The following is a 19395-nucleotide window of genomic DNA, read 5'->3' as shown; positions in this document are numbered from 1 at the left end:
AAAAATATTTTTTAAAAACATGCTTTAATTTTGAATTTCGTTAGGTACGTAAACAGCTAAGTATTTTCTCAACATGCGTCATCCAATTATTCGAGCTAAGCCATTTAGAATTATCGAAAATTTCGTTATGAGATAATAGTTTGGAATACATTACCATAGTATTGGCCACTGCATCATTAATATCTGCAACCCTATATTTTTCACTTACCCAATTTTCAGCTTGCGAAGCAAAACAGCCAATATTTGGGAATATTACAGGTTTGGAATAAGTTGCAGCCATTGAAATAATACCAGAATTCAATCCGCTTTGGTGTCCTAAAAAGACTAAGTCGCAAGCAGAAAAAAAATTTGGAATTTCATTTTGCTTAATAGGTCTCAAAACAAATTTTTTTCTTTTAAAAATAACCTTATTCTTAATTGAATTTATAAGTAATGTCTGATATTTCTTTACGTTTGATAATCCGGCAAAACTATAAATTCCGGCGGTTAATAAAAATTTTGAATTGATAGGTAGTTCTTTAAATACTTTTTCGGTAAAAGTTAATCCTTTATTTTTTCGCTGCTGTCCAAAATTTAAGATTACAAATTTATCTGGGCCAATTCCTAATAATTCTCGCGCTTTTTTTTTATCTATTTTAATGTAATCAAACAGATAATCTCCATGATTGGCAACAATATGCTTCTTTTCAGATACTACAGGATAATTTTTTTTCATCACCTCTATCGATTCATTACAATGGTGAACAAGAATATCTGAATTAAAAATTATCAAATTATATAGCTGATTATCAAAATTTTTATTCAATGATTCATGAGGCTCAATATTATGAACAGTAAAAATAATTTTGGCATTATTATTTTTATACCAATTTAGCCTATCTGAAATAATTTTTAGTTTATCATTTGTGCTTTTTTCCATGAATGGAAACCAATTGTACAACATTTCTGGCCAATGTATATGTACAAAATCAGGAATAATATTTGAATAAAAGAAATTATGTTTATCACATATAATATCTACGTTGTGGTTTTTATATGCTTCCAATAATGAAACCATATATGAATTACTGCCGGGAGAAATAGTTATTAAGCCTAACATTATTTTTTATATGTGCTTAGTTGGTTATTCTTATAATATAAGTTTGTAAAAAAATTATTTAATCGAATAAATATCTTTAGTTTTGTAATCCATCCTATTAGTAAAAATAAATCAAATATAAATAAACTTTTTAGATTTATATTTTTAAGTGAATATTTTATTAATTCTTTATCATTTTTTTTTATGCCATTGTTTCCCATGGTTTTAATCCAACTGTTATATTCGATCTTATTCATTTTATTGCCATATAATTCTAATAATCGTTTTATCCCTTTAATCATATTATCAGAATTTTTACTAACAGATATTGGTGAATCTATTAACTCTAATACAATGGTCGGATCAAAATATATGGAACAGATTTCTCTTAATCTCCAAAAGAGTTCAATTTCTTGTATTGCAGGCTGTTGTGGATCAAAACCCCCGACAGATTTGAGTTTATCCGATTTCACAAGCCACCTAGATGGGAAACCAATTGATTGCAATGGCTTCAAGTAATTTATTGTTGATATTAAATGTTCCTTCTCATCTCTAATTTCATAACCTGAAACAATAAAATCATATTTGAAGTTTGAATTTATAACAACATTTATTTGTGATTCAATTCTATTATTTAAAGATTTATCATCATCGTCCATCAATGCTATATATTCACCTTTGGCAGCAAAAATTCCTGTATTCCTGGCATTATTTCCACCTTTTGTCGTGCTTTTTAAATACTTAATCCTATGGTCATTTTTTTCAAAGTTTTTAATAATTTCTATTGTATTATCAGTCGAAAAATCGTCAATAATAATTATTTCTAAATTTTTATACGATTGATTTATTATACTAGTAATACAGCGACTTAATAAATGTGCTCTATTAAAAGTAGGAATAACAACCGAAACTAATATTTGCTGGTTTGTGTACATTTTATAGCTATAACAATTATTTTTTTGTTAAAGTATGTAACATATTTTTCAATAATATATAAACCAAAAAATATTTATATAGGTTTTACAAATAAATTAAAGAACGACTATGTTATATTTATTCCGCTAGTATTGGGAATTTCTTTATATTTTGTAGAATAAAGAAAACGTATCAGATTTGGACTAATAATTAAAATGATATATAAAACAATCGTCGAAATACTTACTGGGTTTATTTTAATTGCTTTTAATAAATATACCTTTGCCAAATCTAATTCATTGTTTAGTATAACATAATTCGCGACTTGTTTACATAAATTGAAATTAATAGTTTTACTTAAATATTCCTGATGCTTCTCAATAATAATTTTTCTAGCATCAATATAATTTTTTTTATTTGACATCAAAGAATCATGGTTTCTGAAAACGGTTACTAATGAATATTTTTGATTGTAAAACTTATATCCCTTTTTGCACAATTTAATAGCTAATTCAGTATCTTCATTAGCCTTCAATCGCTCATCAAATCCGCCAACATCTAATAATGCGCGTTTTCTTATTAATAATGTACAAGGCGAAGGAGTTAAAAAATATTTTCCGTTTTTAAAATTATCGCATATACTTTCACTAATTATACTTTCTTTTATTTTTAATCCGGTTTTCAAATCTAAAATTCTAAAGCCGGAAAAAACAACATCGTATTCATCTTTATATTGATCAAATATTTTAAATTGGTCGCTTAGTTTATTAGTATCCCATAAATCATCAGAATCCAAAGATGCTATATAATTGCCTTTGGATACATTAATACCTCTATTGCGAGCTGCCGATGGACCTTGGTTATATTCTTGTTTAAAGTATCTAATTCTAGAATCATTTATTTTTGTTATTGCTTCTTTAGTACCGTCAGTAGAGTTATCATCAATAATTAATATTTCAAAATTATTGTAAGTTTGTTCTAAAATACTTTTTATTGTTTTACCAATTAGCTTTTCTCTATTATAAACAGGTATAACAACCGATATAATTTCATTATTTGACATATCAATTATTAAAAATTCACGTTTTTCGGTATTTTATATAAAAATGTTGTACTATCTTGATCTTTATAGAAAGTATATTTATCAACTAATTTAAATAACCCTTGTTTTTCTAATAATTTTATTCCCCAAGTTTTATTAATTATTAACCATTTCGGATTATCGCTATCTGATAGAATTTTCACTAAATCATCATACTGATAAATTAATTTAGCGTTTGTCCATCTTTCGTTTTTGCCACTATTCACTGATTCAAGTACAAAATCGTCACTTGTATAATATCTATATAAATAATCTAATCTCTTCAAATAATAGCTTGATATTTGTTCATTGCTTATAATTATATCATTTTTTTGAGATATTTTATTTATAATATCTGAGACTGCTCTTGAATCCCATCTGGGGTAGAAATGATTTCGTAAATTTTTATTCATTTCTGTTCTAAAATTTATTTTTGCAGTATCAATATTTAAGAGATGATTTGCATTAAAATCCCCGGAAATAAAAAAGAATGCTAAACTCAAAAAAACAAAAGTTATTTTTCTGATGTTTTCATTTCTTAAGAGCTGGTTCAATATTTCATTTAGTGAAAAAAGGACACAAATAATAAACATTGGAAATAAAAAGAAGAAATACCTAGTCTCAAAGAATTTTGTATTTATAAAAGTTACAACTAAAAGCAAAACAAAAAAAAGAGCAAAAAATAATTTAGGTGGAAAATATTTGTTACCTTTTTTAAAAATCAATATTGTTGTGCCAATTGAAAGTATTAATATCGAACCTATCGTATATTTAAAATATATAATTCTAAATAATGTAAATAGTTCATAAAAATTGGGATAATTCAGGAATTCCTTCCACAATATTTTCAGACTGTTAATTAAACCCGCACCAACCTTATAGTGAACTAATAATTTCCATGATGGGTTGACTATAGCAAATAAATTTTGCACTATAAATTCAACTAAAATTAATGCACCAAAAATTTTTAAATACTTCTTACTTGATTCGTTGATTTTAATCCAATCTAAAAGTAGAAAAATTAAACTCAAAACAAACATTATAGAATAAAGATTGTGTATGGATAATATTATAATTGTAGCTAATGAAATTTTTGTAAGCAAGTTAGTATTTTCAGTTTTATAAATTTTAACTAAACCAATTAAAGTTATTACTATCATCGTGATTGTAAAAAGGATACCACTAATTGAAAAAGTTGAAGAATATAACAGAATAAACGGTTTCCTAAATTTTGATGCCTTACTTATTTCGTTAAAATAAGTCAATAATTCGGGAGGAAGTAAATTAGTAGAATTTAATGTCCTAAAGTCAAAAAGTGTAAATCCAATCGTAAAAATTAGGATCAATAACGAGAATATAAATTGATAACGTAATTCTTTTAAAAAATTTAAATTGAACTTGAAATTTTTTTCTTTTCTATCCCAAATGAAGATAATAAAATTCAGCATTGCGATAAAAATGCTGGCTTCATATATAAATATACTTATTATACTTAACCCAAACATCCATTTAAGCGATCTATTATCTTTATCAAAAAGATACTTGAATAAGAAATATAAATACCATATGAATATGGTTTGAAAAAAAGAATACATCCTGGCAAATCTAGAAAACTCAATCTCCCACAAAGAAAATGTAAAAAATACTATAGCCACAAATGCAATACTACTGTTAGAAATCTTTTTAGTTATCTTAAATAAAGCTGGTATTGCCAATAAATTAAGAATAACTGGAATTAATCTTGAGGCAAATTCAGCTTTTATTCCGGTCAACATTAATAGTGCAATCATGTATTGGTATAAAATCCCTCTATTATAGTATCCTCCGAAATCGAATTGAGGGAAACCATTAATTAAAATATTTTGGACAGATTTAATTATGTAATATTCGTCCAAGGCAAACGGCCATTTACCAAGACCTTTGAAACGAAACCAGGCGCCAATCAAAAAAATTATAGAGATAAGCAATAATAAATAACTTTGAGTTTTTGTTATTTTAGGTTTATACATATATTATTTATTGGTTTTAGTGACTTAGTTATATTTATAATAAAGATCTTTGAATTGTCTCGGTATTTTATTGTTATATTTTGAAATTAACCAATCAACTACATCGCCTTTAATACTTTTCGGCATAAATAATATACATATAATAATAGTTGTTAATGTAACTCCAACCAAAAGAATAAGTTTAATTGGGTATGGCAATTCACGCATTGTACTATCAAATAAATAAATCAGTAAATTGTTGCTTGCGAAAACAACAGCTGAAACAAATATCCCGGGGAAAAAGCTTAATAAAAATTCTTTAAATGGGATTTTTGCTATCTTAATTGCAAGTTGGCTTTGCAAGATAAATAAAATAATTAATGCAACAACAACCGCTATCGCAGCTCCTTCAATATTATATTTGATGCCGTAAAATACTCCAATTGAAAGAACAGTTACATAAACAAACTGTTGAAAAACTTCATTAAAAACCTTCCCTGTTGCGTGCGCTATTGCCCCTGAATAACTTAATGTTGAGCTGAAAAATCCTGATAAAGTTAGGATTTTAAATGCATTTATTGCTCCATGCCACTTTTGTCCATATAATCCAAGTATTATATATTCACCGCCAATGTAAAACATGGTAAGTAACGGATATAATATAAATACTACTGTTTTTATTGTTCTTAAATATGCTGTTCTTAATTTTTGAACATCATCTTGAACCGCTGAAAACGCAGGAAACAAAACACTATAAATACTACCTGACATTTGAGAAATCGGTAATGTCATTAAATTATATGACCTCTGGTAAAGACCCAATTGAAATGAGTTTAAGAACTTTCCTATGATCAAATAATCAATGTTAGAGGCAATATAATTTAACAATTTACTTATGCTCACTCCCGAACCAAATGCAAATAATTCGTTAAATTCTTTTTTACTAAAAACTAATTTTAATTGGATTGGTTTTCTAATTTGTGTTTGGATATTGCTTACAACCACTGAGGCTATTCTTCCTATTACCAAACTCCATACCCCAAATCCACTTAATGCCAAAACAATTGTTATTAAACTATATCCAAAAATAAATGACACTAATTCAATTTTTAAAATAGATTTAAAATCCATTTCTCTCATTATTAAACTATAACTTACTGTAGACATACCTTTTAGTATAAAAACAAGAGAAAGTATTCTTAGTATACTTAATAATCTGGGTTCATTGTAAAAATTGGCAATAATTGGTGATAAAAGGTAAAATATAAAAAAGATTATTATCCCTAAAAGTGTTGTTGTTAAAGTTGCAATATAAATATGCGTATCTGAAAGGAATTTTAATTTTATTACAGAAGAACCCATTCCCAATGTAGAAAATAAGTCCGCTAAGCCCGTGAAAATAACTGTCATTCCAACTAGTCCGAAATCAGATGGAGGAAGCAATCGGGCAAGAATTACCCCAACAATTATATTTATTCCTGCTTTTCCATATATTTTTAGTACATTCCAATTTATTCCAGTTAATGTTCTATCAGTAAGCGATTTTTGCATATTTTATACTACTATCTCTTATATTAATTATTCATAACATTTTTAATTTTTAATGATAAATCTCTAGTGAACATTTCAGCGCCTTTTCTATTTAAATGTTGTGAATTATAGAAAAGTGATTTATTAAATGAAATTGGGTTATCGGAATAGTCAATAAAATTAAACCCATATTCCCTCTCAAAATTTTTATAAATCTCTTGTACTTGTTTTCTATTAAGTAAATAGTGAAATAATTCATGATATTCAGGTGCAAGTACTAAATAGACTTTTATATTTTCATTTTTACATTTTTTTAAAAATCCATTGAAAATGTTGACACTTTGATCATTAATTTCAATTTCCACACCTTTAGAATTATCTTTAACAAATTTATCAAATGTGCCGTCCCATTTTTTATCTCCGGCATAATAACCTTTATAACCAATAAATTCATCATAATGTTTTATTTTGAAATATTCAAGAATTCCCATTTTAATCAATTGGGTTTCACCTGCATAACGATATAATGGAATATTAAAAATAGCCCAATTTAACACATTAAATTCGTGTTTTAATGTATTTGTTATAATTGTATCGCTAAAATACGGATAGAATTGCTGAATTTGATAAGGTTGCTGTTTTTTTGCAAATGTATTGAAATCCAAAATCTGAATAATATAATTTGGCTTTTTATTGTATTTAAGATAAACCGAAAACCTTGCCAACTGCATATTTATTTTATAAGCCGGCATACCTAAATTATAGCTGTCGATACCTAATAATGTATCTAAAATTTGAGGGTCAACGTGGCCTGTTGCTCTTGAACTACCCAAAACAATTAGATCAGCATTAATTTTTGAATTATATATTTGATTCCATTCATGATAATATTTATAATCTGATTTTTTCAATCCATTGTTTACAACAAAATCAATTAAATAAATTTGCAAGGAGGCAGCAAAGTGAAAATATAAATGTTATAATGAAAAATTTTTCATTAATCTAAAATTGGAAGTATATAAATTGTTGTTGAGACCCGCTAAATACAAATATGGCAATAATTACAGCGTAATAAAATGCCCATCTTAGTGGTTTTGAAAATTTTATATTTATGTTTTCTATAGCGTATTGATGTTCACGTCCAAGCCATTCAATAATAATGAAAAAAATTATTAATACGATGATGGTTTGAGGAAAAACTTCCGGCATTTTAAATAGAGTGGATGAAAAAATTTCACTTAAATAATTTATCGCATCCTTAACACTATCTGCTCTAAAGAAAACCCAAGCAAGTAAAGTTAATGTGAATGTAGTCATCATTGAAATGAATTCCTTGATTGAAGGAAAAAGCTTCCCTTTTGCAATAATTTCAAGGTTTTGTCTATTTGAATTTGTCAAAAGCAAAGGGAGAAAATATAAAGCGTTTAGTGCTCCCCATATTATAAATGTCCAATTTGCACCGTGCCAAAAACCGCTAACCACAAAAATGATAAAAGTATTTCTAACACGCATCCAAGTTCCACCGCGACTGCCGCCAAGTGGAATATATAGATAGTCCCTAAACCAAGAAGATAGTGAAATATGCCAGCGTCTCCAAAACTCTGCTATATCGCGTGAAAAGTATGGGAATGCAAAATTTCTCAAAAGATCAATTCCAAAAAGCCTAGCAGTTCCCAAAGCAATATCAGAATACCCTGAAAAGTCACAATAAATCTGAAACGCAAATAATATAACTCCTAAAACTAAAGTACTTCCGGAATAAGATTGAGAATTATTAAAAATAAGGTTTGCGTATTCTGCACAATTATCTGCAATAACAATTTTCTTAAATAAACCCCATAAAATTTGTCGTAGGCCGTTAACAGCTTTCGTATAATTGAATTCTCTTTTTTTAATTATCTGAGGTAAAAGATGGGTAGCTCGTTCAATTGGTCCGGCAACTAACAATGGGAAAAAACTTACAAAAACAGCATAGTTGATATAGTCTTTTTCCGGTTTAATTCTATTATTATATAAATCAATTACATAAGATAAACCATGAAAAGTATAAAATGAGATTCCTACCGGCAAAATAACATGCAATGTCCAAATGTTTAATTTAATTCCAAAAAATGTAAGCGTATCAACTAAAGATTCAGCAAAAAAGTTATAATACTTAAATAAGCCTAAAAATCCTAAATTAACTGAAATGCTTAACCAAAGCCAAAATAGCTTCTCCTTTTTATTTTTCCCTTCATAGATTTTTATACCGGTAAAATAATCTAAAAATGTTGAGAATATAAGTAAAAATAAAAAACGCCAGTCCCAACACGCATAAAAGTAATAACTGGCGATAAGTAAAAATAAATTTTGAATTTTTAGATTTTTATGAAATACAAACCAATATAATACAAAAACTAAAGGTAAGAAAATTGCAAATTCAATTGAGTTAAAAAGCATATTATTTTTTTTTTGATTATTTATTGTAGTATTTTTATACCAATCAACAAATTTTTTAAGACCTACTTCAATTGATGTAGAAGGCTTAAAACCGGTAATTTCATAAAGTTTGTTAGTATCTGCATAAGTTGTTTCAACATCACCTTGCTGCATTGGTAAATATTTTTTTTCCGCATTAATCCCAATTATTTTCTCTAATGTTTCAATAAACTGAGACAATTTAATTGGTTGATTATTTCCAATATTAAAAATTCTATACGGTGCAAAACTGGTAGAAGGATCAGAAATTTCACGATCCCAATTTAAATTTGGGATGGGCGGCTTAAATAACAGTTGTTCAATACCACTTACAATATCATCGATGTAAGTAAAATCTCGGTAAAGATTACCTGAATTAAATACATCAATAGTCTTTCCTTCAATAATGTTTTTTGTAAAAGAAAAGTACGCCATATCAGGTCTTCCAAATGGACCATAAACAGTAAAAAATCTTAAGCCTGTTACAGGTATTTTATACAAATTCGCGTAGCTATGCGCTAATAATTCATTTGCTTTTTTTGTAGCCGCATAAAGTGATACGGGGTGATCTACATTATCAGATTCAGAAAAAGGTACTTTTGTATTTGCGCCATAAACTGAACTTGATGAAGCAAAAATTAAATGTTCAACATTATGTTTTTTAGATGCTTCAAGTAAATTTAAAAAACCAACCAAATTGCTATCCAAGTAAGAATAAGGATGCGAAATAGAATATCTAACACCTGCTTGTGCCGCCAAATGAACAACAATATCTGGTTTGATTTCTGCAAAATATTCTAAGAAAATGTCTCTATGTGATACATCGATTTGGTTAAAAATGAAACACTTATTTGGCTTAAGCAAATCTAATCTGTCAAACTTTAATTTTGTATCGTAATAATCATTAATGTTATCTAATCCATAAATTTGATAGTTATTTTGAGCTAATTTACGAATTAAATGAAAACCGATAAATCCGGCTGCGCCAGTAACTAATATTTTTTTCATAATATGATTTTGTTTAATTTCTTTAAAGCTTCGCCATATGAATCACAGTTAACTTATTTTTTTTGAATAAGTTATATACATGATTTCTAAATATTTTTAAATGATTGGAGTAACTTATTAAAAATTCTAATGTATTGCTATATTTTTTAACAAATATTCTTAAAATAAAACAATAATTATGCCGACGAAATAAATGTTAAAAACACCGGTATTATCGTTTCATTTTCGGAAAAATTTACACTGTTAAAAACTAAAATATTGCAAAAAACCTTTTGGCTTAATAGTTGTATAATGTTAACAATATAATATTTGTATTTTTTTTCGATACTTATATAATTATTTGATTATTCTTTAGATGATGAGAAAACATTATGATAAGAAAACTTTTTATTTTGAATATAATATTATCATTATCAATATTTGGTCAAACTACTTATTATATTTCCAATAGTTTAGGTAATGATCAAAATAATGGTAAATCTCAAGATAAGCCTATTAAAACACTAAATAAATTAGCTTCTATTAAATTTTTTCCCGGAGATAAAATTTTATTCAAAAGTGACGATATTTGGTTTAACAGTACTATTGAAATAAATGATTCCGGTAATAAAAATAACCCAATTTTATTTTCCTCTTATGGAAGTGGTGACAAACCAATTATTAGTTCAAGAAGTTTGTTAGAAAATTGGCAATTAAGCGGAAGTTGGAAAAAAGTAAGCGAATTAAAAAATGTATGGGAAATTAAACTAGATTGCGAAACTCCTATTGATAGATTATGGCTTAACGATCAAGAAGCAAATTTAGCTCATTATTATAAATTGACGTCTTCAAGCGCTGAAGGAAATTTACTTTTAGGTGATAATGGAGATGGTACAAATGGTGTATGTGAAAGTCATCAATTTTATTTTGATTATAATAATAACTCACTATATTTATATGCACCTAGCAACCCAGCAAATTATTTTTCAAGTATAATTTTACCTGGCATAGTTAATACTTCATGTACTATTGATATTAGAGGAGATTTTTTATCTTTTGAAAATCTTGATATTCAAGGTGGATTATATTCATCAATTGAATTAAGCGGTGCCGATTATATTACATTTGAGAAATGTAATATAGGAAAGTATACAAACTGGAGAGGAATATTTGGTGACAGAAATTTTAGTTCAGATAAAACTTCCGATTATGTTACTGTCTCAAACTGTATAATAAATAGTGATTGGAACTATGATTATGTTTTTTACACTAGAAGAACGCCAACATGTATTGCTCCTGCAAGCGGAACAAATTTTTGGATATTAAAAAATAACTTTATTCTTGACTGGTGGATGTCTATTTATGTAATAGGTTTTTCAGATAACTCTCAATACCATGAAATTTATAATAATGAAATTACCTCACCGCGCAACAATTTTGGAAAAGCTTTGCAAGTTAGCGCAGGTGGAACTTGGGGAACAGATCCTAATACTTATGTAAAATTTTATAATAATTATATTCATGATATTATTTTTGGATTACAGATTTCATCCAGCAATAATTATATATTTTCAAATATTTTTGAAAATATGACCAAGACTTCTTCAAATGTTCATGCCAGAGGCGCCGGAGGTTTTGGTTCACAAATTATTGCCGATACGCAGCAAGAAAAGGAAACTAATTCCAATTTTTTTATCAACAATACTTTTATTAATCTCATTGATTATCCTCATCTTTTTGATGGAGGCGGTTCAAATGGAAAAACAACTGCTTTTTATATTAATAATCTTTATATAAATGTAGGCACTGAAAGAAGTACACCATTAAGACTTAGTACTTCAAAACCTACAAATCACTCAAATAATTTAATTTTCAGCGAAAACTTACAAAATAAAAGTAGTAAAATTATTTTTTACGTAACAAGTAATAAAAGTTACTCTGTTGAAGAATTTAATGACTTAAATCAATCTGAAGCATCTAAATTAGTAGCGGATAACATACAATTTATTGGCAATAAAAATGATCTGATAAACAATAATTTCTCATTGCCAAGCAATAGTATTGCTTTAGTAAACGGTAAAGATCTTTCATCGTTTAAAGATTATTCAGGTAATTTAATTATTCCGGAAAACTTTAAAGATAGATTTGGTAATTCAATAAACATAAAAAAACCAAATATTGGCGCTGTTCAAAATAGTGAAAGTTCAGTAGTTGAACCTGAAGAAGAACCTCAAGTACATATCCTAAAAGTATTTTTAGAAACTGCTTTTAATGGCAATGTTATGAATAATAGTTCTGAAATTCCTACAAATCAACCATTTAGTATAAATCCTTGGAATTATAATGAAGATATTTCAATTTCAAGTTCAAAAACAAATTACGTTGACTGGCTTTTAATAGAATTAAGATCGGAAATAAATAATATTAGTTATAGAAAACCCGCAGTACTTAATTCTAATGGGCAAATTTTCAATTCTGATGGTTTTGATTTTTCATTTAATGATATAACTTCAGGAGATTATTATATAGCAATCCATCACCGAAATCATCTTTCGATAATGAGTAAAAATAAGGTCTCAATAAAAAATGGCATCCCGATTAGTTATGATTTCACAAAATCTCAAGACGCGGCATATGGTAAAAATGCCTTAAAGGAGCTTAAAAATGGGGTTTATGGAATGCTTGGAGGTGATGGTGACGCAAATGGAGTCATCAATAACTTAGACTTTGGTATTGTTGCCAATAAAATATTGTACAAGGGATATAATAACGGTGACTTAGATCTAAATGGAACAATAAACGTACTGGACTATTCAATTATAAATAAAAATATCTTAAAAAAGTCACAAGTTCCTTAACTCTAACAAATATATAATTCAAACAATTCTCGACTCCTATAAGGTTAATTAATCCATATTTAGAGAATAAGTAAACATTTCTTAAAAGTGTCTTACAGCACAACCTGATCCCATTATAAATATTGTTTTTGAAAATACTTTTATCAATTTTCAAATTATGATTTTTTTATACTATTTTTATGTAAATAATGGCAATAAAATCAATGAAAAATAATTTTTTATTAATGTTTTTTATACTTTTCTTCACTCGTTTATTTGCTCAATCAGTTGTAATAAATGAAATAATGTCCTCAAACTCTTCAGTTTTACAAGATGAAGACGGTGATTTTTCGGATTGGATTGAAATATATAATCCAAACGACACAATTATTTCCCTTAACGGCTTTTCTTTATCAGATGATATTAGCTTATTAAACAAATGGACATTCCCAGATTTTTCTTTATTTCCAAATCAGTATATAATTGTTTTTGCTTCCGATAAAAATAAAACAACAAATGAGTTTCATACAAATTTTAAAATCAGTTCATCAGGCGAATCAATTTTTTTAGTTGATAACAGTGGATATATAATCGATCAGGTTGAGTTTCCAGCTATACCAAATGATTTTTCATTAGGTAGAAATTTCAATAACCAAACGGAATGGTTATTCTTTCCATCTCCAACACCGCGTAATGAAAATAATACTATTGGATATAACGCATTAACAGAAGAACCTGTTTTTTCCAGTGACGGCGGATTTTACAATAGTGAAATCGAAGTGATATTATCAACATCAAGAGATAGCGCAGAAATCTATTATACACTAGATGGTTCAGAACCATCAGAAACATCATTTAAGTATACAAATCCAGTTATTATTTCAAGTACAAAAGTATTAAGAGCAATTACTTTCGAGAAAGGATTATTGCCAAGTAAAATAATTACTCACTCTTATTTTATAAATGAAAATACAAATCTCCCTGTTATTTCACTTTCTACAAATCCAGCTAACTTTTTTGATAACGAAATTGGTATTTATGTTAAGGGTAATAATGGTAAAAAAGGAAGTTGTGGTGATACAGCTAATTGGAACCAAGATTGGGAAAGACCAACGCATCTTGAATTTTATGAAACTGATGAAACTTTAGGATTTAGTATTGATGCCGGAGTTCAAATACATGGTGGTTGTACAAGAATTTTACCTCAAAAGTCATTAGAAATAAATACAAATAATTATGGAACAAATAATATAAAATATAAAATATTCCCAAATCTAAAATTTAGTGAATACGATGCAATCGTATTAAGAAGTTCTGGAAATGATAATTCCAAAACTATGATGAGAGATGGTATGATGCATACATTGGTTAAAAATTTAGATATGGAAACTATGGCATACAGACCAGCGATTGTTTTTATCAATGGCCAATATTGGGGAATTCATAATATTAGAGAAAGGAACAATAATAATTATATTTCTAAACACAATAATGTAAATAATGATTCACTAGATATTTTGGAATATAAATACACGGTTGTTCAAGGTAGCTCAACCCATTATAGAAATATGTATAATTTCATAGCTGCAAATGATCTTAGAGATACAACTAGCTACAAGTACATTGAATCACAAATGGATATTGATAATTATATCACATATATGATTTCTGAAATGTACTTTTCAAATGGTGATTGGTTTCCCAACAATATGAAGTTTTGGCGTTCTCAAAATACTGGCAAATGGAGATGGATATTATTTGATACTGATATTGCTTTTGGTTTTAGTGCTTCACATTTAACAACAAATATGTTTAATAAAATAACAAATGAAAACAATTATCCATCAGTTATCTTTAATGGTTTAATTAATAATATTGAATTTAAAAATAAGTTCATCAACAGATATGCGGATTTTCATAATTCGATTTTTAAACCGGAAGTAGTAATTCCAATCATTGATTCAATTAAACATGTTATTGAAAATGAAATGCCACGACATATTTCACGTTGGGGAGCTCCAAATAATATTGTAAAATGGAACGAAGAAGTTGATGTATTAAGGAATTTTGCGAATAATCGCCTTCAATATATGAACCAGCATTTTATTGATCAGTTCGGTTTAAATGGAGTTACAACATTAAACTTGAATTTTCCAAATAATGAAGCTGGTTTTGTACAAATAAACACATTAAAAATTGATTCAAATAATTGGACTGGTGAATATTTTACTGGAATACCTATAAAACTTATAGCATTACCGAATCCAGGATATGAATTTATTGGTTGGAGTGGTAGTGTTACTTCTTCCAATAGAGAAATTACATATGTTCCGACTGATTCTAATAATATCATTGCAAATTTTAAAATTATTGAACCAACAGAAATACCTAATATTATAATTAATGAGATAAACTATAAATCAAATATTGATTTTGATTCAGATGATTGGGTTGAAATTTATAATAACTCAAATGATTCTGTAGATATTTCAAATTGGATATTTAAAGATGAAGATAATGATCATTCATTCATTATTCCTTCTGAGACAATATTAAGACCTGATAACTTCTTGGTTCTGGTAAATGATTCAGCAAAATTTTCATCTCTTTTCCCCAGTGTTACAAATTCAATTGGTAATTTAGGATTTGGATTTTCAGGAAGTGGTGAGAATTTACGTTTATTTGACAATAATCTAAGATTGATAGATAGTGTAAGATTTGATGATAAATTCCCTTGGCCTGTTGAACCAGATGGCAGCGGGACAACTTTGGAGTTAAAACACCCTGATCTTGATAATTCTATTGGTGAAAACTGGCAGTCCTCACACAGCATTTTAGGTACACCGGGAAAGAGAAATTCAATTTTCTTGTCATTTAATAATATTTTAAATGATTCAATTAATATTCCTTCAGATAGCATTTCTATTTATGTTAATATTAACACAAATTCTAATTGGAAAATTTTTGCGGATACTACTTGGCTTATTATTGATAAAGATTCCATTGAAAGTGGTACTACACTGAAGATATTTTGTTCAAGTAATCAAGATTCTTTAAACAGGAATGCAAAAATTACATTCAAAAATGCTTTTATATCCAAAAGCATTATTATAAATCAAAATGGAAATGAAGTTTATTTTATAAACGCAATTTATGACTCATCGCAAGCTGGAAAAGTTAACGGATCAGGCCGATATCTTAGAGGAACAAATGTCAGTCTTACCGCACTACCTAGTGACGGTTGGGTATTTGAATATTGGTCTGAAAATGATTCTATAATTTCTGTTGATTCAATATTAACTTTTAAGGCAACAAAAACAGAACAATTAAGGTTAATTTTTCAAAATTAACAGGATTAGATTTTAATTTAAATGAAATACCAACCAATTTTGCATTATTTCAAAACTATCCAAATCCATTTAATCCAACAACAAAAATAAGATATTCAATTGCACCAAATACTGGTTATAATATTACTACAAATCAAAAAAAACTATGTCATAAAGGTCTATAATATACTTGGAAAAGAAGTAGCGACCTTGGTTAACCAAAAACAATATGCGGGAAATTATGAATTAATTTTCGATGCCGGTAATTTGTCAAGCGGAATTTATTTTTATAAAATTACCGCAGGCGATTTTATTCAACTTAGAAAAATGATACTTCTTAAATAGATTCGAATTAATTCGATCGATACTTTTTAAATTTTAGGCCAAAGTTCATTTCATTCTTCAAGTATAAAGTTTATAATTCAACTCAAGCATTTAAATCTCAATTTCTATCATCATTTCTTGTCCCAAATTAATAATACTTTCATATCATTTGTTCTAATAAAAACTAACAATTTGATACATTAAAAACGTCAAATTGATTTTCAACACTAATTGTAAACTTTTGTGAGCTTAATCACATTGGCATCATTATTGGCATTGATCTACTCATATTCAAAGGAAAACTGGATGTAAAAGCGTATAAATAAGAAAGGCTAACAAGCGGCAACTTGTTAGCCCTAAATGCATTAACAAAAGGAATGGGAGTATTTGTAATGCGGTACAAACTTACCAATTTTTATGAAAATAAAAAACTAAAATTTTATTTATTTAGTGTTTTAAGTATATTGTTCTATTCTTCAATTCTTATAGGCCAAGTAAGATATAAGATGAGTATAGAAGATATAAAAATAGAAGGGATAGATAAAGTAAGTGCGGAAGTATATATAGAGAATGTAGGAGAATCATTTGAACTTACAAGCTATCAGTGCGCGTTAAGCATAAACCAAGAATTAGAATTATCAAGCTTAAAACTGAGTTATGTTGAAGGAAGCTCAGAACTATTGAACACACCGGATCTATACGTAGGCATAGAGAACATAGACGGAACAGCGGAATTGACATTCGTATCGTTTATCGGCAACGATGTAATATCTAAAAAGACATTAGTAGGAAGATTTGTATTAGAGGGAAAATAGACATAAGCAAAGTTAGTTTGCTGGGAATAAAGTGGGATTTTGAAGGCACAGTAAGTACAATAATAACGGGGAAAAACTTTGAGAATATCACCAATCCGGAAAGCCACACAAGCGTACAATTTGAAAGTACAGAAACGAAAGAAGAGAAATTGACAATAATTGGAGTAGAGGCAAGTTCAACAACAGATACCAATACAACACCTAGAGGAGTAATAGATGGAAAAGGAAAAATGATGGAGAAGGAAATGGAAGATGGGCAACACAGACAATACCTTCAACATTGATATTAGATTTAGGGGAAGAGAAAAAGATAAAAAGGACAAGATTTTCATTTTTTTACTATGATAAAGGTAGAACATATACATATAATGTAAAGGTATCCAAGGATAAGAAGAATTGGGAAGAAATAGTAAGTTCAAAGGAATCGGATAGTACGGAATGGAGTGAGACAATAATAGGAGAGGAAGTATTGGGAAGATATGTAGAGTTGGAAATAATAGGGACAAAAAATAATCCGGGACAATGGTCCAATGTATGGGAAGCGGAGATATACGGAGCAAACAGTTCATCGGCAGTAGACGAGGGAGAAGAAGAAGTAATACCGGCAGAATATGGAATAAGTCAGAATTATCCAAATCCGTTTAACCCGAGTACCAAGGTACAAGTGAAGATGAAGGAAACCGGAGTGGTAAAGTTGGATGTATATAATATATTGGGAGAGAAAGTATTGGCTGTATTGGATGAAGAATTAAGCGGCGGAATACATGAAATAGATATCGATGGCTCCAGACTTGCCAGCGGTACATATATTTACCAATTGAACATTGACGGCAAATTCTCTCAAGTTAAAAAAATGAATCTGATTAAATAGGTTGTGAAAACTGGGAATTTGTAATTATGGATGAATAAACTTCATTAAAAATTTATAAGTTAACAAAACAATAAATTAACCGATAATACCCTATCAGAAATCTCATTTTGATAAAAATCAGCAATTAGTTTTAAAACGAAACTTTATTTTCAAGTTTATGTATTTTTTTGAGCCAAATATTGCTATTTTTTTGGTATGGTTTATGAAATTCTAATTTTTTAAATAAATTTAGACCCAATGGATTTATCAATTGTAATTCCCTTTTATAACGAAGAAGATTCTATTAAGCCTCTTTATGATGCTGTAACTGAGTCAATGGCTAAACTTACCTATAGCTACGAACTGATTTTAGTTGACGATGGAAGCAAGGATAATACCTTAAATAAAATGTTGGAAATTGCAAAAAGTGATCCTCGATTAAAAGTCGTTAAGCTTAAGAAAAATTACGGACAAACAACAGGCTTACATGCAGGGTTTCAAAATGCTGTTGGTAAATATATTGTAACTATGGATGGCGATCTCCAAAATGATCCATCGGATATCGGCAGAATGATGGAAAAACTAGGCGAAGGAAATGACATATGTCTAGGCTGGCGGGAACATAGACAAGACAGTCAGTTTACGAGATTACTCCCTTCAAAAATTGCTAATTCATTAGTAAGAAACGTAACCGGAATTCCGGTAAAAGACAATGGATGCGCAATCCGCTCATATAAAGCGGAAACGATAAACAAATTTCCCATGTATTCGGAAATGCATAGATTGCTTCCGGTTATAAATGCGTTGACAGGTGCTTCATTTACGCAAATTCCCGTAAAGCATCATGCAAGAAAATTCGGATCATCCAAATATGGACTTTCAAGAATATACAAAGTAATATTAGATCTGATTGCGTTGAAAACAGTTTTTTCTTCCTTCAACAAACCTCTATTCGGTTTCGGCACTGCGGCTCTAATTTCGGGTTTACTGTTTATCATCTTTTTGATTTTAACATTTTCAGTTTGGCTGCTTCATCCGGGCTTTCCATTAGTTGTACTTTTAGGATCAACCGCTTTATTCGGAATTTTATCATTCACACTTACATTTCTTGGAATTATTTGTCATTTAATTTACAAGAGCGGAAATTTAAAAATAGAAAAAATGTATAAGCTTAAAATCAGCAAAGCTTTTTAACGGAGTTTTA

General features: G+C 28.3%; 14 protein-coding genes and 1 pseudogene. 7 read left to right on the top strand and 8 right to left on the bottom strand.

The features are described from left to right. Positions 1-40 precede the first annotated feature (40 nt). From IPK06_00710 to IPK06_00675, 8 genes and pseudogenes are all read right to left on the bottom strand, one after another. A complete protein-coding gene (locus IPK06_00710) occupies positions 41-1099 on the bottom strand; it encodes a hypothetical protein (protein MBK7978537.1) in 1059 nt (352 codons plus the stop codon). Then, entirely contained in the window at positions 1099-2013 is a 915-nt protein-coding gene (locus tag IPK06_00705) for a glycosyltransferase family 2 protein (GenBank protein ID MBK7978536.1), read from the bottom strand. The genes IPK06_00710 and IPK06_00705 overlap by 1 nt, the downstream gene beginning before the upstream one ends. A 107-nt stretch (positions 2014-2120) precedes the next feature. Then, the gene (locus IPK06_00700) at positions 2121-3056 is read right to left on the bottom strand and encodes a glycosyltransferase family 2 protein (protein MBK7978535.1); all 936 of its coding nucleotides are present in this window, start codon (positions 3054-3056) and stop codon (positions 2121-2123) included. An 8-nt stretch (positions 3057-3064) separates the two neighbouring features. After that, positions 3065-5083, bottom strand: a complete 2019-nt coding sequence (locus IPK06_00695) for a hypothetical protein (GenBank protein ID MBK7978534.1) — start codon at positions 5081-5083, stop codon at positions 3065-3067. 24 nt (positions 5084-5107) lie between these two features. Next, entirely contained in the window at positions 5108-6613 is a 1506-nt protein-coding gene (locus IPK06_00690) for a lipopolysaccharide biosynthesis protein (protein ID MBK7978533.1), read from the bottom strand. 23 nt (positions 6614-6636) lie between these two features. Next, positions 6637-7542 (bottom strand): hypothetical protein, encoded by a 906-nt coding sequence (locus IPK06_00685; protein ID MBK7978532.1) that lies wholly within the window; start codon positions 7540-7542, stop codon positions 6637-6639. Between the two features lie 52 nt (positions 7543-7594). Then, entirely contained in the window at positions 7595-9031 is a 1437-nt protein-coding gene (locus tag IPK06_00680) for an MBOAT family protein (protein MBK7978531.1), read from the bottom strand. Between the two features lie 33 nt (positions 9032-9064). Next, positions 9065-10057: pseudogene (locus tag IPK06_00675) on the bottom strand (NAD-dependent epimerase). A gap of 371 nt (positions 10058-10428) precedes the next feature. Here IPK06_00675 and IPK06_00670 point away from each other — a divergent pair. The 7 genes from IPK06_00670 to IPK06_00640 all read left to right on the top strand — a co-directional run bounded on the left by IPK06_00670 (position 10429) and on the right by IPK06_00640 (position 19385). After that, positions 10429-12894: a hypothetical protein gene (locus IPK06_00670; protein ID MBK7978530.1), complete on the top strand. Its 2466-nt coding sequence runs from the start codon at positions 10429-10431 to the stop codon at positions 12892-12894. Between the two features lie 203 nt (positions 12895-13097). Further along, positions 13098-16223 carry a CotH kinase family protein gene (locus tag IPK06_00665; protein MBK7978529.1) on the top strand — a complete coding sequence of 1042 codons (3126 nt, stop codon included), beginning with the start codon at positions 13098-13100 and terminating at the stop codon, positions 16221-16223. 99 nt (positions 16224-16322) lie between these two features. Next, complete coding sequence (locus tag IPK06_00660) at positions 16323-16547, top strand: T9SS type A sorting domain-containing protein (protein MBK7978528.1); 225 nt, start codon at positions 16323-16325, stop codon at positions 16545-16547. A 485-nt stretch (positions 16548-17032) separates the two neighbouring features. Next, positions 17033-17341, top strand: coding sequence for a hypothetical protein (locus tag IPK06_00655; protein ID MBK7978527.1), 309 nt, complete (start codon positions 17033-17035; stop codon positions 17339-17341). Between the two features lie 17 nt (positions 17342-17358). Continuing rightward, the gene (locus IPK06_00650; protein MBK7978526.1) at positions 17359-17625 is read left to right on the top strand and encodes a hypothetical protein; all 267 of its coding nucleotides are present in this window, start codon (positions 17359-17361) and stop codon (positions 17623-17625) included. 185 nt (positions 17626-17810) lie between these two features. Beyond that, positions 17811-18212: a T9SS type A sorting domain-containing protein gene (locus IPK06_00645; protein MBK7978525.1), complete on the top strand. Its 402-nt coding sequence runs from the start codon at positions 17811-17813 to the stop codon at positions 18210-18212. A 237-nt stretch (positions 18213-18449) separates the two neighbouring features. Then, entirely contained in the window at positions 18450-19385 is a 936-nt protein-coding gene (locus tag IPK06_00640) for a glycosyltransferase family 2 protein (protein MBK7978524.1), read from the top strand. Positions 19386-19395 lie beyond the last annotated feature (10 nt).

Source organism: Ignavibacteriota bacterium, from assembly GCA_016713565.1.
GTDB lineage: Bacteria > Bacteroidota > Ignavibacteria > Ignavibacteriales > Melioribacteraceae.
This window is presented reverse-complemented; position numbering and strand designations above follow the sequence as displayed.

Coding starts and splice junctions, on each gene's coding strand:
- IPK06_00710 (MBK7978537.1), bottom strand. CDS start 1,099: ATGTTAGGCTTAATAACTATTTCTCCCGGCAGTAATTCATATATGGTT.
- IPK06_00640 (MBK7978524.1), top strand. CDS start 18,450: ATGGATTTATCAATTGTAATTCCCTTTTATAACGAAGAAGATTCTATT.
- IPK06_00705 (MBK7978536.1), bottom strand. CDS start 2,013: ATGTACACAAACCAGCAAATATTAGTTTCGGTTGTTATTCCTACTTTT.
- IPK06_00665 (MBK7978529.1), top strand. CDS start 13,098: ATGAAAAATAATTTTTTATTAATGTTTTTTATACTTTTCTTCACTCGT.
- IPK06_00670 (MBK7978530.1), top strand. CDS start 10,429: ATGATAAGAAAACTTTTTATTTTGAATATAATATTATCATTATCAATA.
- IPK06_00655 (MBK7978527.1), top strand. CDS start 17,033: ATGAGTATAGAAGATATAAAAATAGAAGGGATAGATAAAGTAAGTGCG.
- IPK06_00690 (MBK7978533.1), bottom strand. CDS start 6,613: ATGCAAAAATCGCTTACTGATAGAACATTAACTGGAATAAATTGGAAT.
- IPK06_00680 (MBK7978531.1), bottom strand. CDS start 9,031: ATGCTTTTTAACTCAATTGAATTTGCAATTTTCTTACCTTTAGTTTTT.
- IPK06_00695 (MBK7978534.1), bottom strand. CDS start 5,083: ATGTATAAACCTAAAATAACAAAAACTCAAAGTTATTTATTATTGCTT.
- IPK06_00700 (MBK7978535.1), bottom strand. CDS start 3,056: ATGTCAAATAATGAAATTATATCGGTTGTTATACCTGTTTATAATAGA.